Below are 26,969 nucleotides of genomic sequence, written 5' to 3' on the forward strand. Positions count from 1 at the left end.
CCGGGGACGCGCTGCGCGAGCGGGTCGTCGCGCTGCTCGACGGCGTCGGGCTGTCACCCGGGTCGCTGTACGTCGACAAGCTGCCGCACCAGCTCTCCGGCGGGCAGCGGCAGCGCGTCGTCATCGCCCGGGCCATGGCGCCGCGCCCGCGGCTGCTCATCGCGGACGAGCCGATCTCGATGCTCGACGTCTCGATCCGCGCGGAGATCCTCGAGCTGCTGGCGACGACCGTGCAGGAGCAGGACGTCGCCATGCTCTACATCACGCACGACCTGCTGAGCGCGCGACTCCTGGCCGACGACCTCATGGTGATGCGGGACGGCGCGGTGGTGGAGCAGGGCCCGACGGTGCGGGTCGTCCGGGAGCCGGAGCACGCGTACACCGAGACGCTGCTCGCGGCGGTGCCGCGGCCGCCGGGGGTCGTGGCACGGTGAGTCGCCCCGGGGCTCAGCCCTGCTGCACCAGCGCGCCGTACCAGCCGAGCCCGGCATACGTCTCGTACCCCGGGGTCGCCGCGAACCCCACCGCGCGGCCGTCCTCCTCGTAGGCGCCGGTCGCGCGGTCGCCGGTGCGCAGCGCGACCCGCTCGGCGAGCACCCCCGCCCGGTCGGACGCCGCGAGCACCAGCCCGTCCCGGTCGAGGATCAGCACGCGGGTGGCCTCGCGCTCGCCCGGTCCGAGCCGCACGCCGTCGACGATCGCCTGCGCCTGCCGCTCCCAGTCGAAGAACACGCCCAGCGCGCCCAGGAGCCGGCCGTCGGCGCGGCCGCCCTCGCGCACGGCGGTCGCGTACGTCGCGGTGAGCGCGCCGAGCGCGCGGTGCGGGGCGACGTCGAGGGCGGCGTAGTCGTCGCCGGACCGGGTGGCGAGCGCGGCGCGGAACCACGGCTCGTCGCGCACGTCCGAGCCGACCACGCCGGGGGCGCCGCCGGTGCCCGCCCGGGCGACGACCCGACCGAACGCGTCGGCCAGCCAGAGGTCGAGGTAGACGGTGTAGCTGCGCAGGATCGTCGCCAGCCGGTCACCTGCGTGCCGCGCCGCCGCCGGGTCGCCCGTCGCCAGCGCGTCGACCAGCGCCCCGTCGGTCGCCCACCACCGCACGTCGCAGGACCGCTCGTACAGGTTGCGGTCCATCAGCTCGATCACGTTCAGCGCCAGGTCCGCGAGCCGCTGCCCGCGCACCCGGCCGACGAGCTCGTGCCCGAGGACCGTCAGCTCGTCGATCCGCGGGCGCAGCTCCGACGACAGCTCCTCCGACAGCGCCCGCGCGCGATCGGCGACCTCGCCGACCTCCCGCGCGACGACCGCGAACCCCGCGCCCGCCTCCCCGACGCGCGCGGACTCGATGAGCGCGTTCAGCGCGAGCATCTTCGTGCTGCGGGCGACCTGCTCGATGCCCTGCAGCTTCTCACCCGTGACGCGACCGACCTCCTCGGCCAGCCGCACGACCCGTTCCGGCACGACGTCGTCCCTCCGACGAACCCCAGTCCCCCGACTCGTCCGCTCTATCGGCGGGCTGGGCCCCGCGCTGAGCGACCCGGCGGCGCGGGTTCGGCGGACGGGACCGCGCGGCGGCGTAGATTGCCCGCCGTGCCTCTGGATCTCGACGCCGCCGCGCTGGCCGCGCTCGTCGCCCGGCTGCGCGCCGCCGGGTGCGTGTTCGCCGAGGACGAGGCGGCGCTGCTCGTCGCCGAGGCCCGGGACGCGGCGGAGCTGGACGCGATGACCGCACGCCGGGTGGCCGGCGAGCCGCTGGAGCAGGTCGTCGGGTGGGCCGAGTTCCGGGGACTGCGGATCGGGGTGGAGCCTGGGGTGTTCGTGCCGCGGGCGCGCACCGGGCTGCTGGTGCGCGAGGCGGTGCGGGCGCTGCGGGGCGGCGCGGGCAGCGCGATCGGCGCGACCGGCGCCCGTCCCGTCGTGGTCGACCTGTGCTGCGGCACGGGCGCCGTGGGGCTCGCGGTCGCCGCGGAGCACCCCGGCGTCGCGCTGTGGGCCGTCGACCTCGACCCCACGGCCGTCGCGTGCGCGCGCCGGAACGTGGCGGCGCTCGGCCCGGCGGATGCGACCGTGCTGCTCGGCGACCTCGATGCCCCACTGCCCGCCGAGCTCGAGGGCCGGGTCGACGTCCTGGTGGCCAACGCGCCGTACGTCCCGACCGCCGAGATCGCCCACATGCCCACCGAGGCCCGGGACCACGAGCCGCGCGTCGCCCTCGACGGCGGCTCCGACGGCGTCGACCTGCACCGCCGGGTGGCGGCGTCCGCGCCGCGCTGGCTCGCGCCGGGTGGGCACCTGCTCATCGAGACCAGCGTCCGGCAGGCGGGCGACACCGCCGCGGCGTGCGAGGGCCAGGGCCTGACCGTGCGGGTCGTGCACGACGACGACCTGGACGGCACCGTCGTGATCGCGACCCGCCGCGGCGCGTAGCCCGGCCACGCCCCGCAGCGCGCCCCACGAGCCCGATCACCACCCGTTTCTCGCGCGGACCCCCGATCGATCGGGCGTCCGCGCGAGAAACGGGTGGGGAACGGCTCCGCCCCGCCCGCGCCTAGGGTGGGTGCGGGCGGGCGCACCCCGGCGCCCGGCGAGGAGGAGGTCCCGGTGGCTCGCGCGCTGATCGTGGTGGACGTGCAGAACGACTTCTGCGAGGGCGGCGCCCTGGCCGTCACCGGCGGCGCGGCCGTCGCCGAGCAGGTCACCGCCTTCCTGTCCCGCGCGGCGGACGCGTACGACGTCGTCGTCGCGACCGCCGACTGGCACGAGCCGCTCCCCCACGACAACGCGGGCCACTTCGCGGTGGGCGCCGAGCCGGACTACGTCGCCACCTGGCCCGAGCACTGCGTCCGCGACACCGCCGGCGCGGCGTACCACCCGGCGCTGCGGCTGCCCGCGGACGCCGTGCACGTGCGCAAGGGGCAGGGGCGGCAGGACTACTCGGGCTTCGAGGGCGTGCTGACGCCCGGCGCCGGCGGGACGGGTGCCGAGTCCGGCGGGACGGGTGCCGAGTCCGCCGCCGAGGCCGGGGCGCTCGCCGACGCCGCTCCCGCCGGGCTCGCCGACGCGCTCCGGGCGCGGGACGTCGACGGCGTGGACGTCGTCGGCCTCGCCACCGACCACTGCGTGACCGCCACGGCGCTCGACGCGCTGGCCGCCGGGTTCGACGTGCGGGTGCTCACCGACCTCACCGCGGGCGTCGGGGTGCGGACCACGATCGACGCGCTCACCCGGCTCGCCGCGCGCGGCGTCACGCTCACCACGTCCGACGCCCGCTGACCGCACGGGCGTCGGCGAGCACCGCGACCGTCCCGCCACGCGCCGACCGCCCCCGCGACCTGTGAGGTCGTCACGACCCGGCGAGGTCGTCACTCGTTCGTGACGACCTCGTCGCGATGTGACGACCTCACGAAGTAGCGACCTCGCTCCGACGTGACGACCTCGGCCCGCGCGGCCCGGTCAGGCCGGCTCGCCCGCCGCGACCGCCACGCCCGAACGCTCGCGCCGCCACGCACGCCCGCCGGCCACCGCCGCCACCCCGCCGACGACCGCCAGCACCGGCACCACCAGGAACGCCGTGTGCGACCCCACGGCGTCCGCGAGCGCCCCCAGCAGGAACGGCGCGAGCCCCACGGCCACCCCGCCGCCGACGGTCGCCCGCGCCTGCGCCGCGTCCGTCGCGCCGCCCGCGGCGCCGAGCAGCAGCGCGATCCCGAGCGGGTACTGCGCGCCGTACCCGAGCCCGGCCAGGAACAGCCCGGCGAGCGCGACCGAGGCGCTCGTCGCGGTCCACAGCACGGCCCAGCCGGCGACCGCCACGCCGAACGAGGCGGCGAGCAGCCGGGCCGGCGACACCCGCAGCGACAGCGGCCCGACGACGAACCGGATCAACGTCATCCCGGCGACCAGCCCCGCGGTCGTCGCGGTGGCGATCCCGGCGCCGGCACCGGTGCGGTCCCGGACCAGGCCGGTCGCCCAGTAGGTCGTGGCGTTCTCGAGCGCCAGCGCCGCGACGACCGCGACGAGGAACCACCGCGACGCCAGCACCGCGCGCCCGGCTGCGGCCGCGCCCGTCCGCGAGCCACGCTGATCCGCACGCGCCCGCACGCCGACCTCGGGCCGCCTCAACGCCCCTTCCTCGGGCAGCAGCCGCACCGCCACCGCGGTCGCCAGCGCGAGCGCCGCGGTCACCGCGACCGCCGGCCGCCAGCCCCAGCCCGCCGCCACGCACGCGCCGACCGCGAGCGGCCCAAGCAGCCCGATCCCCGACCCGACGCCGTTCGCCTCGGTGACCGCCGCCGACGCGGTGCGCCCGTGGTGCAGCACCAGCCCCGCCTGCGCCGCGCTCACCGCGACGTTGCCGCCGACCGACACCACGACCATCCCGGACAGCGTCGCCGGCAGCGTCCAGCCGCTGGTCAGCAGGCCGATGCCGACGGCGATCAGCACGCCCGCACCCGCCAGCGCGGCCCGGCGCCCGAGCCGGAGCACGGTCCAGGGCGTCAGCGCCGCGGCCACGACCGCGCCCACGGCCATCGCGGTGCCGTGCAGGCCGGCCTGGGCGTTCGACACCCCGAGCTCGGCGGCCAGCAGCGGCACGCTCGGGTTGAAGGAGTAGAGCAGCCAGCCCCACGTGACGAAGACGCCGTCGAGCGTGAGGGTGAACCGGTCCCGGTGGAGCCTCGGCGCCGGTGCCGGGGTCTGCGTCGTCACGCCGCCGACCCTAGTGGCGGCGGTGCACCGCGGGCCGGGACCCCGGATCGAGACCCCGGCCCGCGGCCGGACGAGCAGGTGGGCTGGGCGGTGTCGCCGCCCGCCCCGTCGCCGTCAGTCCTGCACGGCCACCGCCGCGGCGAACTGGCTCGCGTACAACCGGGCGTACGCACCCCCGGCGGCGAGCAGCTCGTCGTGCGACCCCTGCTCGACGATCGACCCGTGCTCCATGACGAGGATGACGTCCGCGTCCCGGATGGTCGACAGCCGGTGCGCGATGACGAACGACGTCCGCCCCGACCGCAGCGCGTTCATCGCCTGCTGCACGAGCACCTCGGTCCGGGTGTCGACGGAGGACGTCGCCTCGTCGAGCACCAGGATCGCCGGGTCGGCGAGGAACGCGCGGGCGATGGTCAGCAGCTGCTTCTCCCCCGCCGACAGGTTCGCCGCCTCGTCGTCGATCACGGTGTCGTAGCCGTCGGGCAGCGCGCGCACGAACTGGTCGACGTGCGTGGCGACCGCGGCCTCGACCAGGCGGTCCTCCGGCACGTCCTCGACGCCGTACGCGATGTTGTCCCGGATCGTGCCGCCGAACAGCCAGGTGTCCTGCAGCACCATGCCGACCCGCGAGCGCAGGTCGTCGCGCGTGAGCTCCCGGGTGTCGACGCCGTCGAGGGTGATCCGCCCGCCGTCGATCTCGTAGAACCGCATGAGCAGGTTGACCAGCGTGGTCTTGCCGGCACCGGTGGGCCCGACGATCGCGACGGTCTGCCCGGGCTCGGCGACCAGCGACAGGCCGTCGATGAGCGGGGTCTCCGGCACGTACCGGAAGGACACGTCCTCGAAGGCGACCCGGCCCTGCACCCGCGCCGGCAGCCGCGCCGGCCGCGCCGGGTCGGGCTCCTGCTCGTCGGAGTCGAGCAGCTCGAACACCCGCTCGGCGGAGGCGACGCCCGACTGCAGCAGGTTCATCATCGACGCGATCTGGGTGATCGGCTGCGTGAACTGGCGGGAGTACTGGATGAACGCCTGCACGTCGCCGAGGGTCAGGGTGCCGGACGCGACCCGCAGGCCGCCGACCACCGCGACGATCACGTAGTTGAGGTTCGCGATGAAGCCCATCGCCGGCTGGATGATCCCGGAGATGAACTGCGCCTTGAACGACGCGGTGTAGAGCTCGTCGTTCTGGTCGTGGAACTCCTGCACCGCCTGGCGCTGCCGGCCGAACACCTTGACCAGCGCGTGCCCGGTGTACATCTCCTCGATGTGGGCGTTGAGCTTGCCGGTCCAGGTCCACTGCCCGATGAACTGCGGCTGAGACCGCTTGGCGATCGCGGCCGTCACGGCCACGGACAGCGGGATGGTCACGAGCGCGACCAACGCCAGCAGCGGGGAGATCCAGAACATCATCCCGAGCACGCCGACGACGGTCAGCACGGCCGTGATGAGCTGGGACAGCGTCTGCTGCAGCGTCTGGGCGACGTTGTCGATGTCGTTGGTGACCCGGCTCAGCACCTCGCCGCGCGGCTGCCCGTCGAAGTACTTGAGCGGCAGCCGGCCGAGCTTGGCCTCGACCTGCTCGCGGAGGCCGAACACCACGCGCTGCACGACGCCCGTCGTGATCCAGCCCTGCAACCAGCCGAACAGCGCCGAGACGACGTAGATCGCGACGACGGCGAGCAGCAGGTTCCGCAGGCTGGTGAAGTCGATGCCCTGCCCGGGTACGACGTCCATGCCGCCGAGCATGTCGGCGAGCCGGTCCTGCCCCTGCGCGCGCAGCCCCTCGATCGCCTGGGTCTTGGTGACGCCCTCGGGCAGCTGCGCGCCGACGACGCCGTTGAAGATGACGTTGGTCGCGTTGCCGAGCACCTTCGGCCCGGTGACCGCGAGCGCCACCGAGACGATCCCGAGCAGCAGCACCGCCGCGAGCTTCGGCCACTCGGGGCGCAGCACGCCGGCCAGGCGCTTGAGGGAGCCCCTGAAGTCGAGGGACTTCTCCCCGGGCATGCCCATCCCCATGCCGGGGCCGGGCCCCATCCCGCGCCGGGGCATCCGCCGCGGGGTCTGGGCGGCCGGCGCCGCGGCAGCGGAAGCCTGGGCGGGCGGCTCGGTGGCGGTGTCCCGGGCGACGCCCGCGACGTCCCGGCTGTCGTCCGGGGTCGGGTCCGGGGTCCGGGCGGTCCGGTCCTGCGCGCTCACGCCGCCTCCTCCACGCTCAGCTGGGACAGGACGATCTCCTGGTAGGTGGCGCACGACGCCATGAGCTCGGCGTGCGTGCCGGTGCCGACGACCGCACCCTCGTCGAGGACGACGATCCGGTCCGCGTCGCGGATCGTGGCGACGCGCTGGGCGACCACGACGACCGCCGACCGGCGCGTCTCCGGCACCAGCGCGGCCCGGAGCGCCGCGTCGGTGGCGAAGTCGAGCGCCGAGAACGAGTCGTCGAACAGGTAGATCGCCGGCTTGCGGACCAGGGCCCGGGCGATCGCGAGCCGCTGCCGCTGCCCGCCCGAGACGTTGGTGCCGCCCTGGGCGATCGGGGCGTCCAGGCCCCCGGGCATCTCGGCGACGAACGACCGCGCCTGCGCGACCTCCAGCGCGTGCCAGAGGTCCTCGTCGGTGGCGTCGGGGTTGCCGTACCGCAGGTTCGACGCGACGGTGCCGCTGAACAGGTAGGGCCGCTGCGGCACCAGGCCGACCATCGACCACAGGTCCTCGGGGGCCAGGTCACGCACGTCCACGCCGTCGACGGCGACCGTGCCGGCCGTCGCGTCGAACAGCCGCGGCACCAGGTTGACCAGGGTGGTCTTGCCCGAGCCCGTCGATCCGATGACGGCCGTGGTCTGCCCGGGCTCGGCGACCAGGTCGACGCCGTGCAGCACCGCGCGCTCGGCGCCCGGGTACCGGAACTCGACGCCGCGCAGCTCCAGGCGGCCCTGGGGACGCTCGAGCCGGACGGGCTGCGCCGCGGGGACGACCGACGACTCGATGTCGAGCACGGCCGTGATGCGCTCGGACGACACGACGGCGCGGGGCACCATCACGAACATCATCGTCGACATCATGACCGCCATCAGGATGTACATGATGTAGCTGAGGAACGCGGTCAGGGCGCCGATCTGCATGTCGCCGGCCTCGATCCGGCCCGCCCCGAACCACAGCACGCCCACGCTGGTGATGTTCATGATGAGCATGACCGTCGGGAACATCAGCGACATGAGCCGGCCGACCCGCAGCGAGGTGTCGAACAGCGCGTCGTTCGCCTCGGCGAAGCGGGCGGCCTCGCGGCGCTCCCGCACGAACGCGCGGATGACCCGCAGGCCGGTGATCTGCTCGCGCATCACGCGGTTGATCGCGTCGATCCGCTTCTGCATCGTCCGGAAGTACGGCACCATCCGGCTGACGATCAGCCCGACGACGATGCCGAGCACCGGGACGACGACGAGCAGCAGCCCGGACAGCGCCACGTCCTCCTGCAACGCGAGCACGACACCGCCGACCAGCATGATCGGGGCCATCAGCATGATGGTGAACGACAGCAGCGCGACCATCTGCACCTGCTGCACGTCGTTCGTGGTGCGGGTGATGAGCGACGGGGCGCCGAACTGGCCCATCTCCTGGGCGGAGAAGTCCTGCACGCGGGTGAACAGCCCCTCGCGCAGGTCCCGGCCGAAGGCCATCGCGACCCGGGCGCCGAAGTACACCGCGGCGATCGAGCAACCGACCTGGAGCAGGCTGACGCCCAGCATCACGGCGCCGATCCGCATGATGTAGCCGGTGTCGCCCACGGCGACGCCCTTGTCGATGATGTCGGCGTTCAGGCTGGGCAGGTACAGCGTCGCGATGGTCTGCGCGAGCTGGAGCAGCAGCACGGCGACGACCTGGGGCCGGTAGGGCCTCAGGTAGTCCCGGAGCAGGCGGAGCAGCATGGGTCTCCCGGGTGGGGCGGCGGGCCGGGGTGGGGCGGTGCGTCCGCGGCGCTGGCCGGGCGGGGCGGACGGGTGCGGCGCCCGGCGGCGAGGCCGGGGTCGTGGCGGGCGGCCCCGGGGATCGAGCCGGGGCCTGGGTGGGTCAGCTCCCCCGCTCGCGCGCAGGGGTGGTGTCGGGGCGCCGGGTCGGTCGCGACGCGCTCGGTGGTCTTCGGGGGCGCGGGCCTCAGGTGCGGGCGGCGCCGTGCAGCAGCACGTCGACGAGCTCGGTGACCGGGACCCCGTCGTCGTCGGGCAGGACCGGCGGGCCCTGCCCCATCACCGCTGCGATCAGCAGGTGCGCGAGCCGCTCGGGCTCGATGCGCAGCTCGCCACGGTACGCCTCGACGCGCCGGACCACCGCGGCACGGACCTCGGCGAGCGCGCGCAGCCGGGCGTCGCGGCCGGAGGGGCCGTGCAGCGGGAGCCGGTCGCCGGGGCGGTGGCCGGGCGCGTGCGCCGCGTCGTCGGCGTGCGTGGCGTCGGCATGCGCGGGCCCGGTGATCGGCCGACCGAGCGGGTCGGCACCGCGCGCCCCCCGCACGGCGGCGGCGCGGCGGCCCTCGTCGGACGCGAGGATCGCGTGCACCGCGAACATGACGCGCCGGACCCGGCGTCCACGGGCGGCCATCACGTCGGCCAGCTGGGTGAGCTCGGCGGCGAGGTCCGCGGCCCGGGGCAGGTCGTCGATCTCCGCGACGCCGGCGGCCGGGTCGAGCGCGCGCTCCGCGGCGGCGGTCAGCAGCTCGACCTTGTCGTCGAACGCCCGGAACAGGGTGCCCTCCGCGACCCCGGCGGCCACGGCGATCTGCCGGGTCGACACCTGCGCTCCGTGCGCCTCGAGCAGCGGGACCGTGGCGAGCGCGATGGCGGCGCGGCGCTCGTCGCGGCTCATCGGCCGCGCGCGTCCGGTCCGGGGCTCGTCCATGCCGCCAAGCGTAAGTGAGTGAGCACTCACTCGTCCAGGCCGTTCGTCCCGGGCGAAAGCCTCGGGCACCTCACCTTCGCCCGCCCGGTCGGCGAGTTCGGTACGTGTCGCCGAGTTCGGCGCGTACGGCCACCGAACTCGGCGACACCCACCGAACACGACGCTCGACTCCGTGAGATCGGTGCGTCGTGTCGAGATCGGCGTTTCCAGCCACCGTTCTCGACGCCACCACCGACCTCGGCACGAGCCACCGTTCTCGGCACGAGCCGCCGACCTCGGCACGAGCCGCCGATCTCGAAGCGAACGCCCGATCTCGCCACGAGCTGCCGCCGCCGCCGCACGCGACGACGCCCGCCGCACCCCGGAGGGTGCGGCGGGCGTCGGGTCGAGCGTGCCACGCGTCAGCGCGCGCGGCCCCGGCTCACGGCGCCGGCGGCGCCGGCGGGCCCGGCTGCACGGGCGGCTCGGGCTCGGCCGGCGGGACCTGACCCGGGCCTGCGTCCCGCTGCTCGCGCCGCGTCGCCCCCGGCTGCGGCCGCTGCCCGGCCTCGGCGACCGGGTCGAACGGCCGGCCGCTGTAGGTGCCGGCGCTGGTGGCGTCGGCCGTGGCGGCCTCGGACTCGCGCCGCGCCTCGGCGAGCGCCTCCTTCGGGTCGGTCAGCGCGACCGGCGGGAGGTCGTCCGGCCCGAGCGGGGACTCCCCCGCCGCCCGGCCCGACGGCGCACCCTCCGGCGCCGCGCCGCCCGCGCCGCCGAACGCGCCCGCGAACCCCTGCGTGAACTGGCCGAGCATGCCGGTCAGCTCGGACGGCACGATCCACACCTTGTTGGCGGGGGTCGCCGCGAGCTTCGGCAGCGCCTGCAGGTACTGGTAGGCCAGCAGCTTGGGGTCGGCGTCGCCGCGGTGGACGGCGTCGAACACCTGGAGGATCGCGCGGGACTCGCCCTCGGCGGTGAGGATCGCCGACTGCGCGGCACCCTCGGCGCGGAGGATCGCGGCCTGCTTCTCGCCCTCGGCGGTGAGGATCTGGGACTGCTTGACGCCCTCCGCGGTGAGGATCGCGGCGCGGCGGTCGCGCTCGGCGCGCATCTGCTGCTCCATCGCGCCCTGGACGGAGGCGGGCGGGTCGATGCTCTTGAGCTCGACGCGGTTCACGCGGATACCCCACTTGCCGGTCGCCTCGTCGAGGACGCCGCGGAGCTGGCCGTTGATCTGGTCGCGGCTGGTGAGGGTCTGCTCGAGGTCCATCGAGCCGATGACGTTGCGGAGCGTGGTCACGGTGAGCTGCTCGATACCGGTGATGTAGTTCGCGATCTCGTAGACCGCGGACTTGGGCTCCGTCACCTGGAAGTAGATGACGGTGTCGATGCTCACGACGAGGTTGTCGGAGGTGATCACCGGCTGCGGCGGGAAGGACACGACCTGCTCGCGCAGGTCGACCCCCGCCCGGACCCGGTCGATGAACGGGATGATCAGGTGCAGGCCGGCGTCCATGGTCCGGTGGTACCGGCCCAGCCGCTCGACGAGCAGCGCCACGGTCTGCGGGACGACCCGCACCGCCCGCGCCAGGGTCACCACGACGAAGATCACGAGGATGGCGAGGAGCACCCACCCCACGATCGTGCCGATGCTCGGGTCGTCCACTGCGTCTCCTCCCAGCCGCGGCCCGGGTGGGGCCGCACGTGCGCGGCGGCGACCGGTCGGCCGCCGCCGTCCGTCAGATGCCCGCGGGCGCCCCGGGTGCTCCGGAGCCGTCGGTCGCGGGCCGGTCGCCGACGGCCTCCACGACCGCCGTGGCCCCGTCGATCCGCGCGACGCGGACCTCGGTACCGGTGTCGAACGAGGTGCCCACCACGAGCGAGCGCGCGGACCAGACCTCGCCGCCGAGCTTCACGCGACCGCCCGAGGCGTCGGTCGGGGCGACGACCACGGCGGGCCGCCCGACCAGCGCGGCCGAGTTGGTCTCGACCAGCTGGGTGCGCTCGCGCAGCCGGTGCAGCAGGAACGGCCGCAGCGCGAACAGCAGCAGCAGCGCGGCGGCCGCGGCCACGATGATCTGGACCGCCAGCGGGGCGTCGAGGGCCGCGGCGAGCGCGCCGGCCAGGGCGCCGCCCGCGAGCATGAGGAAGATCAGGTCCAGCGAGAACATCTCGGCGACGCCCAGCAGCAGCGCGCCGCCCAGCCACCACAGCCAGTCCATCGTCGGCCCCTCTCAGCCCGGGCGCCCGGGACCGGGCGCCACTGTCCGTCACCTCACGTGCGGGCGACCGCCGAGCGGCCGCTCACCACCGATCCTAGACGATCCCTTGACCGATCTGTGAGGAAATCCGGGAGCCTGTCGACCGACCGGACGAACCAGGATGAACCAGGTCAGCGCCGCCCGCGAGCGGTCCACCGGTCGCCGGACCGCTCGACCTCGAGCGGCGTGCCGAACGCCCCGGTGAGGTTCTCGGACGTGAGGACCTCGTCGACGGGTCCGGCCGCGTGCACCTTCCCGTCGGCGAGCAGCAGCAGGTGCGTGAAGCCGGGCGGGATCTCCTCGACGTGGTGCGTGACCAGCACGAGCGCCGGCGACCGGCGGTCGGCGGCCAGCTCGGCGAGCGCGGCGACGAGCTCCTCGCGACCGCCCAGGTCCAGGCCGGCGGCGGGCTCGTCGAGCAGCAGCAGCTCCGGGTCGCTCATCAGCGCGCGGGCGATCTGCACCCGCTTGCGCTCGCCCTCGCTGAGCGTGCCGTAGAACCGGTCGGCGAACCGCTCGACGCCGAAGGCCGCCATGAGGTCGGCGGCCCGCGACTCGTCGACGGCCTCGTAGGCCTCGCGCCAGCGGCCCGTCACGCCGTAGGCCGCGGTCAGCACGACGTCCTTGACGACCTCGCCGCCCGGGATGCGCTCCGCGAGCGCCGCGCTGGCCAGGCCGATGCGCGGGCGCAGCTCGAACACGTCGACGCGCCCGAGCCGCGAGCCCAGCAGGTCGGCGGTGCCGGAGGTGGGGTGCATGCGGCCGGAGGCCACCTGGAGCACCGTCGTCTTGCCGGCGCCGTTGCGGCCCAGCACCACCCAGCGCTCGCCCTCGCGGACCGTCCAGGACAGCCCGTCGAGGATCGTCGTGGTGCCGCGGCGGATGGTCACGTCCTGCAGGTCGAGCACGGAGGTCATGGACACCAGACCCTAGCCGCCCGGGGCGGCCCGGACGTGGACGTACGTTGGTGGCGTGGACCGCACCGCCCTCGCCCTGCCCCGCTCCGTGCGCCTCGCCCTCTGGCTCGACCAGGCAGGCTCCGGCGCCGACCCCGTCCAGCGCACGCTCGTCGCCGTCCAGGGCGACGACGAGCCGCACCGCGTCGTCGTGCCCGACGCCGACGTGCCCGGGCTGGACGACGGCGCGCGGGGCTCGGTGACCCTCGCGGACCTGGTGGCGGCGTGGGCGAGCGGGCCGCGGGTCGTGGCCGCCGTGCTGCCGGCGCCCGGCGACCCCGCGGGCGCCCCGGCGTCGGTCGCGGGGGCGGCGCAGGAGGCGGGCGAGGCCGTCCTCGTCAGCACCCCCGACGGCGACTACGCCGCGGTCCCGCGGGTGGAGGTGTTCGGCAGCGTCTACGAGGCGGGGCACCTGGTGACGTGGTCCGTGCACCCGGTCGCCCCGTGGCGCACCGCGCTCGTCGGGCACGTCGGGACCCTGGCCGAGGCGGACCGGGAGCTGACCACGGCGCTCACCCGCGCGACCGAGGCGCTGACCACGCTCGACGTCGCGCGCTGGCGGCCGGACGCGGCGGAGCGGATCGCGGCGCTCCGCGACGCCCCGGACGCGCGCGGCGTGCTCCCGCCGGGGCTCGACCCCCGGAGGGTGCGGGTCATCGGCTCGGCGCTGCGGCTGCGCGCGATCGTCGACATCGCGGCGGCCGACGACGGCGCCGCGGTCAACCTGTGGCAGGCCGACCAGCGCACGTCGGCGCTGCGGGACGTCGACCGGGCGGCGCGCCGCGCGCTGGCGGTCGCGACGCACCCGGCGCACGACGCGCCGGACCCGCGCCGGGGCTGACCGCGGCTCAGCCCAGGACGGAGCGGTACACCTCGAGCGTCCGGTCGGCGATCGCGTCCCAGGAGAAGTGGTCCTCGACCCGCCGCCGTGCGGCCACGCCCCAGGCGCGGGCGCGGTCCGCGTCGGACACGGCCTCCGCGAGGGTCGCGCCGAGGTCGGCCACGAACCGGTCCGGGTCGACGGGAGTGCCGGTGCCGTCCTGCACCTGCTCGATCGGCACCAGCCAGCCCGTGGCCCCGGCGTCCACGACCTCCGGGATGCCGCCGGTCGCGGTGCCGACGACCGGCAGCCCGACCGCCATGGCCTCGAGGTTGACGATGCCCAGCGGCTCGTAGACCGACGGGCAGGCGAACACGGTCCCGGTCGCGAGGACGGCCACGAGCTCGTCGCGCGGCAGCATGCGCTCGATCCAGACGACGCCGTCCCGCTTCGCGCGCAGCTGCTCGACCAGCCCGGTCACCTCGGCGAGGATCTCGGGCGTGTCCGGCGCGCCCGCGCACAGCACGAGCTGCACCTCGGGCGGCAGGGACTCGGCGGCGCGCAGCAGATACGGCAGGCCCTTCTGCCGGGTGATCCGCCCGACGAACACGACCGCCGGCCGGTCGGGGTCGATCCCGTTGGCGCGCGCCACGTCCCGGGCGGTCGCCCACTCGTCGTCCGTCTCCGGCCGCCGCCAGCCCGCCAGGTCGATGCCGTTGTGCACGACGCGGACCTTCTCCGGGTCGATCGCCGGGTAGCAGCGCAGGATGTCCGCCCGCATGCCCGCGCTCACCGCGATCACCGCGGCGGCCGACTCGAAGGCCGTCTTCTCGGCCCAGGACGACAGCGCGTACCCGCCACCGAGCTGCTCGGCCTTCCACGGGCGCAGCGGCTCCAGGCTGTGCGCCGACACCACGTGCGGCACACCGTGCAGCAGCGAGGCGAGGTGGCCCGCGAGGTTCGCGTACCAGGTGTGCGAGTGCACCAGGTCGGTCGCGGGCCCGTCGCCCCGGCCGACGCCGTCGACGATCGCCAGGTCCACCCCGAAGGTGGCGAGCGCGGGGTTCGCGTCGCCGAGCGGGGCGGGCACGTCGTAGCCCGTCACGCCGGACTCGTCGCGCGCGCCGTCGAAGCAGTGCACCCGCACGTCGACGCTGCGACGCAGCACCGCGGCGAGCTCCGCCACGTGGACGCCGGCGCCCCCGTAGACGTGGGGCGGGTACTCCCGGGTCAGCAGGTCGACTCTCACGCGCGACACGCTAGCGCGGAACGGGAAGTTCGCCTCGCCGAGACGCAGGTCGTGGCACTACGGTCGGGGCATGGCAGCGCCGCGCATCCTGGCAATCGTCCTCGCAGGTGGAGAGGGCAAGCGGCTCATGCCGCTGACCGCCGCCCGCGCCAAGCCCGCCGTCCCGTTCGGGGGCATCTACCGCCTGGTCGACTTCGCCCTGTCGAACCTCGTGAACTCGCGGTACCTGCACATCATCGTGCTGACGCAGTACAAGTCGCACAGCCTCGACCGGCACGTGTCGAAGACCTGGCGCATGTCCACGCTGCTCGGCAACTACGTCTCCCCCGTGCCCGCGCAGCAGCGGGTCGGCAAGCACTGGTACCTCGGCAGCGCCGACGCGATCTACCAGTGCCTCAACATCCTGGACGACGAGCGGCCCGACATCGTCGTCGTGGTCGGCGCCGACCACGTGTACCGCATGGACTTCTCGCAGATGGTCGACCAGCACATCGCGACCGGGGCCGAGATGACCGTCGCCGGCATCCGCCAGCCGATCGCGATGGCCGACCAGTTCGGCGTCATCGAGACGGCGCCCGACGACCCGACGAAGATCACCGCGTTCCGGGAGAAGCCGTCCGACCCGGTCGGCCTGCCGGACTCCCCCGGCGAGATCCTCGCGTCGATGGGCAACTACGTCGTCAACACCGACGCGCTCATCCGCGCGGTGACCGAGGACGCGGAGAACCCGAGCAGCCGGCACGACATGGGTGGCGACCTCGTCCCCGCGTTCGTCGAGCGCGGCACCGCGGCGGTCTACGACTTCATCAACAACGACGTCCCGGGTTCGACCGACCGGGACCGGCAGTACTGGCGGGACGTCGGGACCCTGGACTCGTACTACGACGCGAACCAGGACCTCATCTCGATCGAGCCGGTGTTCAACCTCTACAACGACGCCTGGCCGCTGTACACGGGCTACACCGGCCTGCCGCCGGCCAAGTTCGTGCACGCCGGCGCCGGGCGCCTCGGGCACGCCGCCGACTCGATCGTGTCCCCGGGCGTGATCGTGTCCGGGGCGACGGTGTCGGGCTCGGTGCTGTCGCCGGGCGTGTACCTGCACTCCTGGGCGCAGGTGACCGACTCGGTGCTCATGGACGGCGTCATCGTCAACCGGTACGCCCAGGTGCACCGCGCGATCCTCGACAAGAACGTCGTGGTGCACGAGCGGGCGCGGGTGGGCATCGACCGGGAGCACGACCTCGAGCGCGGGTTCACCGTGACGGAGTCGGGCATCACGGTGGTGCCGAAGGGCGCGGTCATCGAGCTGTAGGCACGGGCGTGGACGCGCCCCGCACGCGCGGGACGCGTCCCGCTAGCCTGCCCGGGTGAGCCTTCCGCGACCCACCCGCCTTGTCGTCATGGACGTCGACTCGACGCTCATCACCCAGGAGGTCGTCGAGCTCCTGGCCCAGCACGCCGGCTCCCGCGCGGAGGTCGCGGACATCACCGAGCGCGCCATGCGCGGGGAGCTCGACTTCACGGAGTCGCTGCGCGCGCGGGTCGCGACGCTGGCGGGGCTGCCGGTGTCGGTGTTCGAGGCGGTGCTGGCCGAGGTCGTCGTGACGCCCGGGGCCGTCGAGCTCCTCGCGGAGCTGGACCGGCGCGGCTGGCCGGTCGGGCTGGTGTCCGGCGGCTTCGTCGAGGTCGTCGGGCCGCTCGCCGACCGGCTGGGCATCCCGCGCTACCGCGCGAACGCGCTCGAGGTCGAGCACGGCGCGCTCACCGGCCGCGTGGCGGGCGAGGTCGTGGACCGCGCCGTGAAGGCGCGGACGCTGCGCGAGTTCGCCGCCGAGACCGGGGTGCCGCTCGAGCGCACGGTCGCGATCGGCGACGGGGCGAACGACCTCGACATGCTGGCGACCGCGGGGTTCGGGATCGCGTTCAACGCCAAGCCGGTCGTCTGCGCGCAGGCGGACGCCGAGGTGCGCGACCGCCTGGACGCCGTGCTGGACCTGCCGCCGTTCGCCTGACGCGCTCGGCTCAGGCCGGGTCGACCACGCGCAGCAGGCGGGCGCCGTCCGGCTCCAGGTCGGCCCACGCCGTCGGCACCTCGAGCACCGAGTACGACGCGGTCGACACCCCGACGCGCACCCGCGCGAGCGCGGCGTCGTCCGACCCCGGTCCCGCGAGCGCGGCGGCGGTCTGCGAGACGGTCGGCTCGTGGCCGACGACCAGCACGGTGCCGGCCGACTCGTCGAGCTCGCGGAGCAGCCCGAGCAGCTGCCGGATGCCGGCGGCGTAGACGTCGTCGGACAGCCGGGCAGTCTCCGCCGGCACCTCGAGCCCGGCGCGGACCAGGTCCCACGTCTGCCGGGTGCGCAGCGCCGACGACACCAGCGCGAGGTCGGGCACCAGGCCCGCCGCGCGCAGCCCCGTGCCGACCTCGGAGGCGTGCTTCCGCCCGGCGAGGGCGAGGGGTCGGAGCTGGTCGTCGAGGGAGCCCGGGTGCTCCGCCTTCGCGTGGCGGAGCAGGACGAGCTGGTGCGCGGAGCCGTGGGTCACGCGCACCAGCGTCCCACGACTACTGACCCATGGCGTGCACGCCGCCGTCGACGTGCACCATCTCCCCCGTGGTCTTGGGGAACCAGTCGGACAGCAGGGCGGCCACGGCGCGGGCGGTCGGCTCCGGGTCGTGCACGTCCCAGCCGAGGGGCGCGCGGCCGTCCCAGCCGCCCTCCATCGACTCGAAGCCCGGGATCGACTTCGCGGCGGTGGTGCGGATCGGGCCCGCCGACACCACGTTGACCCGGATGCCCTGGGGACCGAGGTCGCGGGCCAGGTAGCGGGAGGTCGACTCGAAGGCCGCCTTGGCGACGCCCATCCAGTCGTAGACGGGCCAGGCGAACCGGGCGTCGAACGTGAGGCCGACGATCGAGCCGCCGCCGGTCAGCAGCGGCTGCGTGGCGGTGGCCAGCGACTTCAGCGAGAACGCGGACACCTCGAGCGCGGTGGCCACGTCGGCCCACTCGGCGGCGAGGAAGTTGCCGCCCATGACGGACTGCGGCGCGAAGCCGATCGAGTGCACGACGCCGTCCAGGTGGTCGACGTGCTCCCGCACGCGCTCCGGGAGGGCGGCCAGGTCGTCGGCGTCGGTGACGTCGAGCTGCACGACCGGCGCCTCCTTCGGCAGCCGGCGGGCGATCGCCTGGGTCAGGCGGAACTGGCGGCCGAACGAGCTCAGCACGACCTCGGCGCCCTCCTCCTGCGCGAGCCGCGCCACGTGGAAGGCGATGGAGCCGTCGGTGAGGACGCCGGTGACGAGGAGCTTCTTGCCGTCGAGCAGGCCCATGGTGTTTCCGATCGTTCGAGGGTGCGGGGAGGAGGTCAGTGGCCCATGCCGAGGCCGCCGTCGACCGGCAGCACGGCGCCGGAGATGTACCCGGCGGCGGGCGAGGCGAGGAACTCGACGGCGGCGGCGATCTCGTCGACCGCGCCGAACCGGCCCGCGGGGATGGACGACAGGTAGGTGTCCTGGCGGTCCTGCGGGAGCTCGGCGGTCATCTGGGTCTCGATGAACCCCGGCGCGACGACGTTCGCGGTGATGCCGCGGCCGCCGAGCTCGCGCGTGACCGAGCGCGCCATGCCGACCAGGCCGGCCTTGGTCGCGGTGTAGTTCACCTGGCCGGCGTTGCCGTACAGGCCGACGACCGAGCCGATCATCACGATGCGCCCGCGGCGCAGCCGGATCATGCCCTTCGACGCGCGGCGCACGCACCGGAACACGCCCGTGAGGTTGACGTCGAGCACCTGCTGGAAGTCGTCGTCCGACATCCGCATGAGCAGGCCGTCGCGGGTCACGCCGGCGTTGGCCACCAGGACCTCGACGGGGCCGTGCTGGGCCTCGACCTCGGCGAACGCGGCGTCGACGGACGCGGTGTCGGTGACGTCGCCGGTCAGCGCCAGGACGCCGTCGGGGGCGCCGCCGCTGCGGACGATGGTCGCGACCTTGTCGCCGTTCGCGACGAACCGCTCGGCGATCGCGCGGCCGATGCCGCGGTTGGCCCCGGTCACGAGCACGCTGCGCGGCTCCGGGCTGCTGGGCTGGGAGTTCTCGGACACGGAAGTCGACGCTATCCGACGGCTCCGGGGCGACGGTGCACCGCCGCGGCACAGGATGGCGGTCCGGCGTTGTCCGGTTCGCACAATCCGCGGTCCGTCGCAGCGGGCGACACCTCCCGAGAGTGGAAGGTTGTGACGGACACGCCGTCGGCGTGTCCGTCACAACCTTCCACTGTCGACGTGGGTGGCTGGGCGGACGGCCGGTCAGAGCGGGCGGCGCATCCGGTAGTTGGTCAGCTCGACGCCGCGCAGGACCGGGTGCTGCTCCGCGACCACCTCGAAGCCGTGCGCCTCGAAGAACGGGCGGGCGGTGACGCTCGCGTGGGTGGTGAGCTCGGTCGCGCCGTCGGCGGCGGCCGTGCGGACCGCCCAGTCGAGCAGCGCGCGGGCCACCCCCTGCCGCGCGGCGCCGGGGTCGACGAACATCATGTCGACGTAGCCGGCCGCGTCCACGTCGGTGAACCCGACGACCGCGGCGTCCCGGACGGCGACCCGGGTGCGCGCCGCTGCCCGGCGGGCGGCCCAGGCGTCCGGGTCCATGTCGTCGGGCGCCCACGCGGCGATCTGCTCCGGGGTGTAGTCCCGGGCCGCGGTGACGGTGATCGCGCGCCGGAACACGGCGAGCGTCGCGGCGGCGTCGTCGGGCGTGTGGGCGCGGAGCAGGAGCGCACCGCCGGCCGCGGCCTTGTCGGACGTCCTCGGCGCGGGCTGCCCGGCGCCCGCGCGCGCACCCGCCGCCTCGAGCCCGGCGAGCGCGCGCGCCTCCTCCCCCGCGTCGCCCGCCGCGCGCGCCAGCGCCAGGGCCTGGTCGAAGCGGTCCCGCGCGTCGCCGGCCCGCCCCGCGGCGAGCGCGACCGCGCCCAGGGCGTTCAGGGCCTCGACCTCGACGAGCCCCGCCCGGATCCGCGCCGCCTGGTCGCGCGCGCCCGCCAGCGCCTCCTCGGCGGCGTCGAGGTCACCCACCCGGTGCAGCGCGCGCCCCAGCACCGTCCGCGCCTCGGCCTGCGCCTCGACGTCCCCGAGGTCACCGGCCCGCTCGGCCAGGGCGCGCAGGGCAGGGACCGCGGAGGGGAGCTCGGCGGGGTCGCCGGCCGTGAGCACCAGGCGCTGCTCGTGCAGGGCCGTCCGCAGGCCGAGGTTCGCGTCGCCGAGCCGGTCCGCCGCCGCGCGCGCCTGCACGACCCGGGCCCGCGCCTCGGCGATCCGCCCGGCGTGCTCCAGCGCCAGCGCCGAGTTGCTCGTCACGACCGCCACGTTGAGCACGTCGCCCACCCGCTCGGCGAGCGCGAGGGCCAGGTCGTAGCCCGCGAAGGACTCCTCGTGCCGCCCGAGCACCCGCAGCGCGTCGGCGTGGTTGCCCACCGCGCGCCCCTCGCTGACGACGTCGCCGCCGGCGCGGGCCGCGGCCGCCGCGTCGGCGTACGCGCGCAGGGCCTCGTCGGTGCGGCCGAGCCGCTTGTAGACGTTGCCGATCCGGTTGAGCGTCTGGCCCGGCCGCGGGTCGTGCCCGGACTCGTGCGCGCGCACCAGCTGCGCCAGCGCCTCGTCGTACCGGCCGAGGTGCTCGAGCACCCGACCCAGGTCCCGGCCCGCGCGGCTCCGGCCGGCCGGGTCCGCGGCCGCGGCGGCCGCCCCGTGCAGCACCAGCGCGTCGGCGTAGTGGCCGGCGGTGTCCAGGTACGCCGCCAGGAGCCCGGACAGCTCGCCGAGCGGGGCGGCGATCCCGAGGTCCGCGCACCGCGCGCCCGCCGCCACCGCCACCGGGCGGAGCGCGTCGAGCCGCTCGCGGGCGACGGCCGGCGACGCGGCCACGGACGAGGACCCGAGCGCCAGGTCGTGGTGCGGCGCGACGACGGCGACCAGCGGGCGGGACACCTCGAGGAGGCGGGCGACCAGCCGCTCGACGGCGGCGCGGCGCGCGCTGACCGGCTCGTCGTCCTGCGCGGCCTCCCGCGCGTACCGCCGCACGAGCGCGTGCACCGTCGACCGGCCGCCCGGCGCCGGCAGCACCAGGTGCGCGTCCTCCAGCACCGCGAGCGCCCGGCGCACGCTCGGCGCGTCCAGCCCCGCGAGCACGGCGAGCCACGTCGACGACAGCGCGGCGTCCAGCAGCGCGAGCCGGCGCAGCACGAGCGCCTGCTCCGGGTCGAGCGCGCGGTAGGCCGCGTCGAGGGCGGGCAGGGCGTGCGACGACTGCGTCACCCGGTGCACCTGGTCCGCGAGCGACCACGACGGGCGCTCGGCGACCTGGCCGGCCGCCACCGCCAGCGCGACGGGGAGGTGCCCGCACGCCGCGGCGAGCGCGGCGGCGGCCTCGGGCTCGGCGGCGACCCGCTCGGGGCCCACCAGGTCGCCGAGCATCGCGACGGCCGCGTCCGGGGCCAGCGGGGCGAGTCGGACGGTGCGGGCGCCGGCGACCGGGAGCGCGCGGCGGGCGGTGACCAGCAGGGACCATCCGGGGGCGGCCTCGGCGAGGGCGCGCGCGACGGCGACGGGGCGGTCGGGGTCGTCCACGTCGAGCAGGACGAGGAGGCCGGGAGCGCGGGACGTCCCCGGGGCGGAGGACGCCGCGGGCGGTGCCGCCGGCGTCGCCGCGGGCGGCGTCGCGGGCAGGGCCGTCGCCACGAGGTCCGGGTCGAGGTCGCCCGGGCCGAGCAGGACCGGCGCCGCCCCGCGGGCCCGGTGCGTGCGGGCGACCGCCTCGGCGAGCGCGGTGAGGCCGGAGCCGGGGACGCCGGTCAGCACGGCGACCCGGGCGGGGTCGGGTCCGGCATCCGCGCCGGGGTCGACGTCCGCACCCGAGTCCCCGGCGGCACCCGCGTCGGGGGGCCCGGGCGCACCGGCCTCCGCGCCCGCACCGGCGGCCGCGGCTGCGCCCGACGCCCAGGCCAGCAGCTCCGCGAGCTCGGCGTCCCGCCCGCGCAGCACGGGCTCCGGTGCCGCGTCGTCGGGCGCGCGCAGCAGCCCGGTACCCGCCGCGGCGCCGTCCGGCGCGTCGCCCGCCCTCGCCGCGGTCCCGTCCCCGCCGGCTCGCGGCGCCGCGGGCGCCGTCGCCACCGCCGCGTGGGCCGCCCGCCACCGGGCCGCGTCCTCGGCGGTGCCGCCCAGCGCGCGCACCAGGTCGGCGACCAGCTCGACGTCGAGCCGCGCCCGCCCGTCCCGGAACGCGTCGTAGACCGTCACCCGCCCGGGGCGCCGCTCCGGCCCGGGGACCCCGCGACCCGCGCGGACGGCGTCGACGCGGCGGACCAGGTCGGCGTAGGACGGCGAGCCGGCGCCGGCGCGGAGCGTGCGCAGGCGGCCGGTGAGGTCGTCCCAGCGGACCGGGTGCGGCGGCGGGGCGACGTCGGGCACCGCCCCAGGCTAGCCACCCCGCGCGAGCCGCCGTCGCCCCGTCCGCGGTCCGGGCGCTGGTCCAGGCGGGTCCGGCGCGGCGTTCGGGTTCGTTCGGGAGCGCTGCGCCGGTGCCCGCTCGCCGGGTGCGATGGGCCTCCCCCGCGCCGTGGCCGCACGGCGCGCCCGTTCCCGAGGAGCCGCACCCGATGGGCCTGTTCGACAAGATCAAGGCGATGTTCGCGACCGAGTTCACCGTGCTGGAGGGCGCCCCCGCCCTGACGCCGGAGCAGGACCGCGCGCTCGCGCTCGGCGCGGTCTACGCCGCCGAGGGGCACCTGCCGATCAACGCGCCCACGATGGAGGCCGATCCGCGCACCGCGCAGAAGCTGCTGTCCGGCGCCTGGGACGTGCACGGACCGGACGACGTCGACGGCGCGTACGGGTACCTGCTGCACCAGGGCCACCGCGGGTACTACGCGCTCGTCGCGCCGCGGGTCGACGAGGTGTTCGCCGCGCGCGGCGGCCGGAAGCTGCAGGACGAGCACCAGGCCCGGATCGCGCAGGAGGCCGCCGAGCGCGGGCTGGACCCCGAGCGCGCCCGCCGCTGGTACGTGGGCTGGACCGGCGCGGCGGTCGCCGGCGGGCACGCGGCGCTCCCGGACCCGCTGCCCGCGAGCATCGTCGCGTGGGACGCGGCGCGGGTCGTGCACCTCAGCCGGCTGCTGCTGGACGCCGGGCTGGTCACCCCCGACCGGGCGTGGGACGCGATGGGCGAGGCAGTCGGGCTGGCGCGGCCGGCGTACCGCGGCTGGGAGGAGTTCGGCCGGGCGTTCGTCGTCGGGCGCGCGTTCTGGACGGCCGGCACGAGCCGGAACCCGGTCGACGGCGACATCGGGAAGTTCGACGGCGCGGTCGACGACCTGCTGAAGGTCGACGGCTCCCCGTGGCTGCGGCTCGCGTACTGAGCCGGCCGTGCCGCACCGCACGGGCTGGGTCGGCCTGCTCCTGATGCTGCTGCTGGTGGCCGCCGGGATGGTCGTCGTCGCCGTTTGGGGCGACGACCTGCGGCCCGCGGTGCACGCGTTCCTGCAGAACGCCGCCCGCCGGCTGTGAGCGGGCTGAGACGGAGGCGCCGCCGGGAGGGAGGAACGCCCGGCGGCGCCTACGATCAGGTGTGAGCAGGCGGACCCCACCACCGGCGCAGAGCGTCACCAGCGCCCCCGAGCCCCTCGGCGCCGACCAGGCGCGCCGGGCCCGCCGCTACCTGATCCAGATGGGGATCCGGGTGGTCTGCTTCCTCGTCGCCGTGCTGACCTGGTCCCGGGTCCCGCTGTGGGTGAGCCTCGTGCTCATCGTCGGCGCCGTCGTGCTGCCGTACATCGCCGTGCTGTTCGCCAACGCCGGCCGCGAGCGCCGCGATGACGCGCCCCCGGGGTACCTGCCGCACCTGCTCGACGCCGCGCCGACCGCGCGGCCGGTGGCACCCGCTCCCCCGACGCACGGGCCGGGCCCGGCGGACGAGCCGTGGCGCTCCGGCGACCGGCCGGCCGGGCACGACGGCGCGGACGACGACGACACCCGCGGAGGCACCCGATGACCGCGCCCACTCCCGACGCCGTCGGCGAGGACCTCGTGTGCAGCGCCCGCGGCTGCCGCGCCGACGCCTCCTGGGGCGTGCTGTGGAACAACCCGCGCCTGCACACGCCGGAGCGCCGCAAGGTGTGGCTCGCGTGCGACGAGCACCGGGAGCACCTCGAGGAGTACCTGCGGGTGCGGGCCTTCTACGCCGACACCGTGCCGGTCGCGGACCTGCCGCGGATCGACCTCGGCGAGCGCCCGAGGCTGCCCGGGCTGCCGGGCCTGGGCGGCCTGCCCGGGACCCCGGGGTCGCGATGAGGCTGCTGCGCGGCAACCCGGCGGCCCGGCGCGCCGTCGGGCTGGTGCTGCTCGCCGTGGCCGTGTCGGTGGCGTGCGTGTTCCTGGGCCGCTGGCAGTGGCACCGGCACGTCGCCCGGGACGCCGCCATCCGGCTCGTCGAGCAGAACTACTCCGCCGACCCGGTCCCGCTCGACGCGCTGCTGCCGGAGCCCGGGGCGGAGCTGGACCCCGGCGACGTCTGGCGGCAGGCGACGGTCACCGGCACCTACGACGCCGACGCCGCCGTGCTGCTGCGCAACCGCCCCGTGAACAGCCAGCCCGGCTTCCACGTCCTCGTGCCGCTGGTGCAGGCGGACGGGTCGGCGCTGGTCGTCGACCGCGGGTGGGTCGCCTGGGACGACGACGCGAGCGGCGAGGTCGCCGTGCCGGCCCCGCCGTCCGGCGAGGTCACCGTCACCGTGCACCTGCGCCGGGACGAGGCCGCCGACCCGCGGTCCGCGCCGGCCGGGCAGGTGCAGGCGATCAACGTGGGCCAGGTCCTCGCGGCCGGCGGGTCGGACGCCGCGTCCTACGCCGGGTACGGCGGTCTGGTCGACGAGACGCCCGCCCCGGCGGTCGCGCTCGGGCGGCTCCCCGCGCCGAGCACCGACCCGGGGTCGCACCTGTCGTACGCGTTCCAGTGGTGGACGTTCTCCGTGGGGTCGCTGGCCGCGTTCGGCTGGCTGGCCCGGCGCGAGCTGCTCGAGGGCGCGGAGGCGGCGGCCGGGGGCGCGCCCGAGGGCGGCGCGGACGGCGACGGCACGCCGCGTCCCGCGCGCCCGGCGCCCGCGTCGCGCCGCCGGCGCACCTCGGACGAGGACGCCGAGGACGCCCTGATCGACTCCCAGCTCGGCTGACCCGGGACGCCCCCGGGGGGTCCAGCGGAGACGAGTGGAGCGTTCTGCCCGACACACCTTGGCGTGTCGGGCAGAACGCTCCACTCGAGCCAGGACGGGGCGTCAGGCCAGGGTGACCAGGTCCAGGTAGGACGGGTTCCACAGGTCCTCGTCGCCGTCGGGCAGCAGCACGACCCGCTCCGGGTTCAGCGCCTCGACGGCCCCCTCGTCGTGGCTCACCAGCACGACCGCGCCGGTGTACCCCCGCAGCGCCGCCAGGATCTCCTCACGGCTGGCCGGGTCGAGGTTGTTGGTCGGCTCGTCGAGCAGCAGCACGTTCGCCGCCGACACGACCAGCGCCGCGAGCGCCAGCCGGGTCTTCTCGCCGCCGGACAGCACCTTCGCGGGCTTGTCGGCGTCGTCGCCCGAGAACAGGAACGAGCCCAGCACCGACCGCACCTGGGTGTCGGTGAGGTCGGGCGCCGACGAGCGCAGGTTCTCGACGACCGTGCGGTCCATGTCGAGCGTCTCGTGCTCCTGGGCGTAGTACCCGAGCTTGAGGCCGTGCCCCGGCCTCACCTCGCCGGTGTCCGACTCCTGCAGCCCCGCGAGCATCCGCAGCAGCGTGGTCTTGCCGGCGCCGTTGAGCCCGAGCACGACGACGCGCGAGCCCCGGTCGATCGCCAGGTCGACGCCGGCGAACACCTCCTGCGAGCCGTACGACTTCGACAGGTCGGACGCCGTCAGCGGGGTGCGCCCGCACGGGGCGGGCTCGGGGAACCGCAGCTTCGCGACCTTGTCGGACGCCCGGACCTCGTCGAGGCCGGACAGCATCCGCTCGGCGCGGCGGGCCATGTTCTGCGCGGCGACCGCCTTGGTGGCCTTCGCGCGCATCTTGTCGGCCTGCGCGAGCAGCGCGCCGGCCTTCTTCTCCGCGTTCGCCCGCTCGCGGCGGCGGCGCTTCTCGTCCGTCTCGCGCTGCAGCACGTAGGCGTCCCAGCCGAGGTTGTACTGGTCGAGCTCGCCGCGGTTGGCGTCCAGGTGGAACACCTTGTTGACGGTGGCGCGCAGCAGCTCGACGTCGTGGCTGATGACCACGAAGCCGCCCGGGTAGGTCTTGAGGTAGTCGCGCAGCCAGGCGATCGAGTCCGCGTCGAGGTGGTTCGTCGGCTCGTCGAGCAGCAGCGTGTCGTTGCCGGAGAACAGGATGCGCGCGAGCTCGACGCGGCGGCGCTGGCCGCCGGACAGGGTGCTGAGGGGCTGGCCGAGGACGCGGTCGTCGAGGCCGAGGTTCGCGGTGATCCGGTGCGCCTCGCTCTCGGCGGCGTACCCGCCGCCGGCCGTGAACCGGGCCTCGAGCTTCGGGTACCGCTCCATGGCGGCCTCGCGCACCGCGTCGTCCGTGGACGCCATCAAACCCTCGGTCTCGCGCATCTGCTCGATGATCCGGTCCAGGCCGCGCGCCGACAGCACCCGGGACATCGCGAGGTCGGACAGCTCGCCCGACCGCGGGTCCTGCGGGAGGTAGCCGATGTCGCCGCTGCGGGAGATCTGCCCGCCGGTCGGCTGGGTCTCCCCCGCCAGCGTCTTGGTCAGCGTGGTCTTGCCGGCGCCGTTGCGGCCCACGAGGCCGATCCGGTCGCCGGGCGCCACCCGGAAGGTCGCCTCGGACAGCAGCACGCGGGCACCCACGCGCAGCTCGACGCCCTGAACGGTGATCACTTCGGTTGTCCCTGCTCCCTCTCGCCGTGCACGCCCGCGGTCGATGCCGCGCGCCCCGTCGCGGGCCGGCACAAACGCCGCCCATCCTACGAGTCCCAGCGCCCCGGACCCGACCGGAATTCCGTGGGCTCCCCCACGTCGCGCGCCGCCGCCGGCCCGCGAGCCCGTGCGTGCCCGCCCGCCCCGGGG

The 26,969-nt window shown here is 75.9% G+C and carries 25 protein-coding genes; 11 read left to right on the forward strand and 14 right to left on the reverse strand.

Annotated features, from left to right (window positions below):
* Window positions 1-434 (forward strand): ABC transporter ATP-binding protein (locus KVT14_RS10980; RefSeq protein WP_217615704.1); only part of this gene is annotated, 434 nt, incomplete at its 5' end.
* Window positions 435-447: 13 nt separating this feature from the next.
* On the opposite strand, the gene KVT14_RS10985 is transcribed toward KVT14_RS10980, so the two are convergent.
* Entirely contained in the window at window positions 448-1,461 is a 1,014-nt protein-coding gene (locus tag KVT14_RS10985; protein ID WP_308161029.1) for a methyl-accepting chemotaxis protein, read from the reverse strand.
* A 120-nt stretch (window positions 1,462-1,581) separates the two neighbouring features.
* On the opposite strand from KVT14_RS10985, the gene KVT14_RS10990 reads away from it, so the two are divergent.
* Both KVT14_RS10990 and KVT14_RS10995 read left to right on the forward strand, forming a co-directional pair.
* Window positions 1,582-2,427, forward strand: coding sequence for a putative protein N(5)-glutamine methyltransferase (locus KVT14_RS10990; RefSeq protein WP_217615749.1), 846 nt, complete (start codon window positions 1,582-1,584; stop codon window positions 2,425-2,427).
* 174 nt (window positions 2,428-2,601) lie between these two features.
* A complete protein-coding gene (locus KVT14_RS10995) occupies window positions 2,602-3,273 on the forward strand; it encodes an isochorismatase family protein (protein WP_217615705.1) in 672 nt (223 codons plus the stop codon).
* Between the two features lie 180 nt (window positions 3,274-3,453).
* Here KVT14_RS10995 and KVT14_RS11000 read toward each other — a convergent pair whose 3' ends face one another.
* The 7 genes from KVT14_RS11000 to KVT14_RS11030 form a co-directional block, all read right to left on the reverse strand.
* Window positions 3,454-4,707 carry a sugar MFS transporter gene (locus KVT14_RS11000; protein WP_217615706.1) on the reverse strand — a complete coding sequence of 418 codons (1,254 nt, stop codon included), beginning with the start codon at window positions 4,705-4,707 and terminating at the stop codon, window positions 3,454-3,456.
* A gap of 114 nt (window positions 4,708-4,821) precedes the next feature.
* A complete protein-coding gene (locus tag KVT14_RS11005; protein WP_254630769.1) occupies window positions 4,822-6,759 on the reverse strand; it encodes an ABC transporter ATP-binding protein in 1,938 nt (645 codons plus the stop codon).
* Window positions 6,760-6,902: 143 nt separating this feature from the next.
* Window positions 6,903-8,636 (reverse strand): ABC transporter ATP-binding protein, encoded by a 1,734-nt coding sequence (locus KVT14_RS11010; RefSeq protein ID WP_217615707.1) that lies wholly within the window; start codon window positions 8,634-8,636, stop codon window positions 6,903-6,905.
* 226 nt (window positions 8,637-8,862) lie between these two features.
* Window positions 8,863-9,603 (reverse strand): TetR/AcrR family transcriptional regulator, encoded by a 741-nt coding sequence (locus KVT14_RS11015; protein ID WP_217615708.1) that lies wholly within the window; start codon window positions 9,601-9,603, stop codon window positions 8,863-8,865.
* Window positions 9,604-10,024: 421 nt separating this feature from the next.
* Window positions 10,025-11,248 carry an SPFH domain-containing protein gene (locus tag KVT14_RS11020; RefSeq protein WP_217615709.1) on the reverse strand — a complete coding sequence of 408 codons (1,224 nt, stop codon included), beginning with the start codon at window positions 11,246-11,248 and terminating at the stop codon, window positions 10,025-10,027.
* Window positions 11,249-11,321: 73 nt separating this feature from the next.
* Window positions 11,322-11,804 carry an NfeD family protein gene (locus tag KVT14_RS11025; protein ID WP_217615710.1) on the reverse strand — a complete coding sequence of 161 codons (483 nt, stop codon included), beginning with the start codon at window positions 11,802-11,804 and terminating at the stop codon, window positions 11,322-11,324.
* Between the two features lie 170 nt (window positions 11,805-11,974).
* Window positions 11,975-12,760: an ABC transporter ATP-binding protein gene (locus tag KVT14_RS11030; protein ID WP_217615711.1), complete on the reverse strand. Its 786-nt coding sequence runs from the start codon at window positions 12,758-12,760 to the stop codon at window positions 11,975-11,977.
* Between the two features lie 55 nt (window positions 12,761-12,815).
* Here KVT14_RS11030 and KVT14_RS11035 point away from each other — a divergent pair, with 55 nt between their 5' ends.
* Window positions 12,816-13,640, forward strand: a complete 825-nt coding sequence (locus KVT14_RS11035; RefSeq protein ID WP_217615712.1) for a hypothetical protein — start codon at window positions 12,816-12,818, stop codon at window positions 13,638-13,640.
* Between the two features lie 7 nt (window positions 13,641-13,647).
* Here KVT14_RS11035 and glgA read toward each other — a convergent pair whose 3' ends face one another.
* Entirely contained in the window at window positions 13,648-14,868 is a 1,221-nt protein-coding gene (gene glgA, locus KVT14_RS11040) for a glycogen synthase (protein WP_217615713.1), read from the reverse strand.
* Window positions 14,869-14,938: 70 nt separating this feature from the next.
* Here glgA and KVT14_RS11045 point away from each other — a divergent pair, with 70 nt between their 5' ends.
* Window positions 14,939-16,180, forward strand: a complete 1,242-nt coding sequence (locus tag KVT14_RS11045) for a glucose-1-phosphate adenylyltransferase (protein ID WP_217615714.1) — start codon at window positions 14,939-14,941, stop codon at window positions 16,178-16,180.
* Window positions 16,181-16,235: 55 nt separating this feature from the next.
* Window positions 16,236-16,880, forward strand: coding sequence for a phosphoserine phosphatase SerB (gene serB, locus KVT14_RS11050; protein ID WP_308161030.1), 645 nt, complete (start codon window positions 16,236-16,238; stop codon window positions 16,878-16,880).
* Window positions 16,881-16,890: 10 nt separating this feature from the next.
* On the opposite strand, the gene KVT14_RS11055 is transcribed toward serB, so the two are convergent.
* The 4 genes from KVT14_RS11055 to KVT14_RS11070 all read right to left on the reverse strand — a co-directional run bounded on the left by KVT14_RS11055 (window position 16,891) and on the right by KVT14_RS11070 (window position 22,323).
* Window positions 16,891-17,412 carry a histidine phosphatase family protein gene (locus tag KVT14_RS11055; RefSeq protein ID WP_217615715.1) on the reverse strand — a complete coding sequence of 174 codons (522 nt, stop codon included), beginning with the start codon at window positions 17,410-17,412 and terminating at the stop codon, window positions 16,891-16,893.
* A gap of 19 nt (window positions 17,413-17,431) precedes the next feature.
* Window positions 17,432-18,199: an enoyl-ACP reductase FabI gene (gene fabI, locus KVT14_RS11060; protein WP_147793710.1), complete on the reverse strand. Its 768-nt coding sequence runs from the start codon at window positions 18,197-18,199 to the stop codon at window positions 17,432-17,434.
* A 35-nt stretch (window positions 18,200-18,234) separates the two neighbouring features.
* On the reverse strand, window positions 18,235-18,969 hold the full coding sequence (fabG, locus tag KVT14_RS11065; protein ID WP_217615716.1) for a 3-oxoacyl-ACP reductase FabG: 735 nt from the start codon (window positions 18,967-18,969) through the stop codon (window positions 18,235-18,237).
* A 204-nt stretch (window positions 18,970-19,173) separates the two neighbouring features.
* Window positions 19,174-22,323, reverse strand: coding sequence for a GNAT family N-acetyltransferase (locus KVT14_RS11070; RefSeq protein ID WP_217615717.1), 3,150 nt, complete (start codon window positions 22,321-22,323; stop codon window positions 19,174-19,176).
* A gap of 188 nt (window positions 22,324-22,511) precedes the next feature.
* Between KVT14_RS11070 and KVT14_RS11075 the strand changes: the two genes are divergently transcribed.
* From KVT14_RS11075 to KVT14_RS11095, 5 genes are all read left to right on the forward strand, one after another.
* Window positions 22,512-23,270 (forward strand): DUF1266 domain-containing protein, encoded by a 759-nt coding sequence (locus tag KVT14_RS11075; protein WP_217615718.1) that lies wholly within the window; start codon window positions 22,512-22,514, stop codon window positions 23,268-23,270.
* Between the two features lie 7 nt (window positions 23,271-23,277).
* On the forward strand, window positions 23,278-23,418 hold the full coding sequence (locus tag KVT14_RS11080; protein WP_217615719.1) for a hypothetical protein: 141 nt from the start codon (window positions 23,278-23,280) through the stop codon (window positions 23,416-23,418).
* Between the two features lie 61 nt (window positions 23,419-23,479).
* Window positions 23,480-23,902, forward strand: a complete 423-nt coding sequence (locus tag KVT14_RS11085; protein WP_217615720.1) for a DUF3099 domain-containing protein — start codon at window positions 23,480-23,482, stop codon at window positions 23,900-23,902.
* Entirely contained in the window at window positions 23,899-24,201 is a 303-nt protein-coding gene (locus tag KVT14_RS11090) for a hypothetical protein (protein WP_217615721.1), read from the forward strand. Before KVT14_RS11085 ends, KVT14_RS11090 begins: the two co-directional genes overlap by 4 nt.
* The gene (locus tag KVT14_RS11095) at window positions 24,198-25,079 is read left to right on the forward strand and encodes an SURF1 family protein (RefSeq protein ID WP_217615722.1); all 882 of its coding nucleotides are present in this window, start codon (window positions 24,198-24,200) and stop codon (window positions 25,077-25,079) included. Before KVT14_RS11090 ends, KVT14_RS11095 begins: the two co-directional genes overlap by 4 nt.
* 102 nt (window positions 25,080-25,181) lie before the next feature.
* Here the strand turns inward: KVT14_RS11095 and abc-f are convergent, their stop codons facing one another.
* Window positions 25,182-26,780, reverse strand: coding sequence for a ribosomal protection-like ABC-F family protein (gene abc-f, locus KVT14_RS11100; protein WP_217615723.1), 1,599 nt, complete (start codon window positions 26,778-26,780; stop codon window positions 25,182-25,184).
* Window positions 26,781-26,969: the final 189 nt, after the last annotated feature.

Origin of the sequence: Cellulomonas sp. GbtcB1 (assembly GCF_019091725.1) — a bacterium.
Lineage (GTDB): Bacteria > Actinomycetota > Actinomycetes > Actinomycetales > Cellulomonadaceae > Cellulomonas.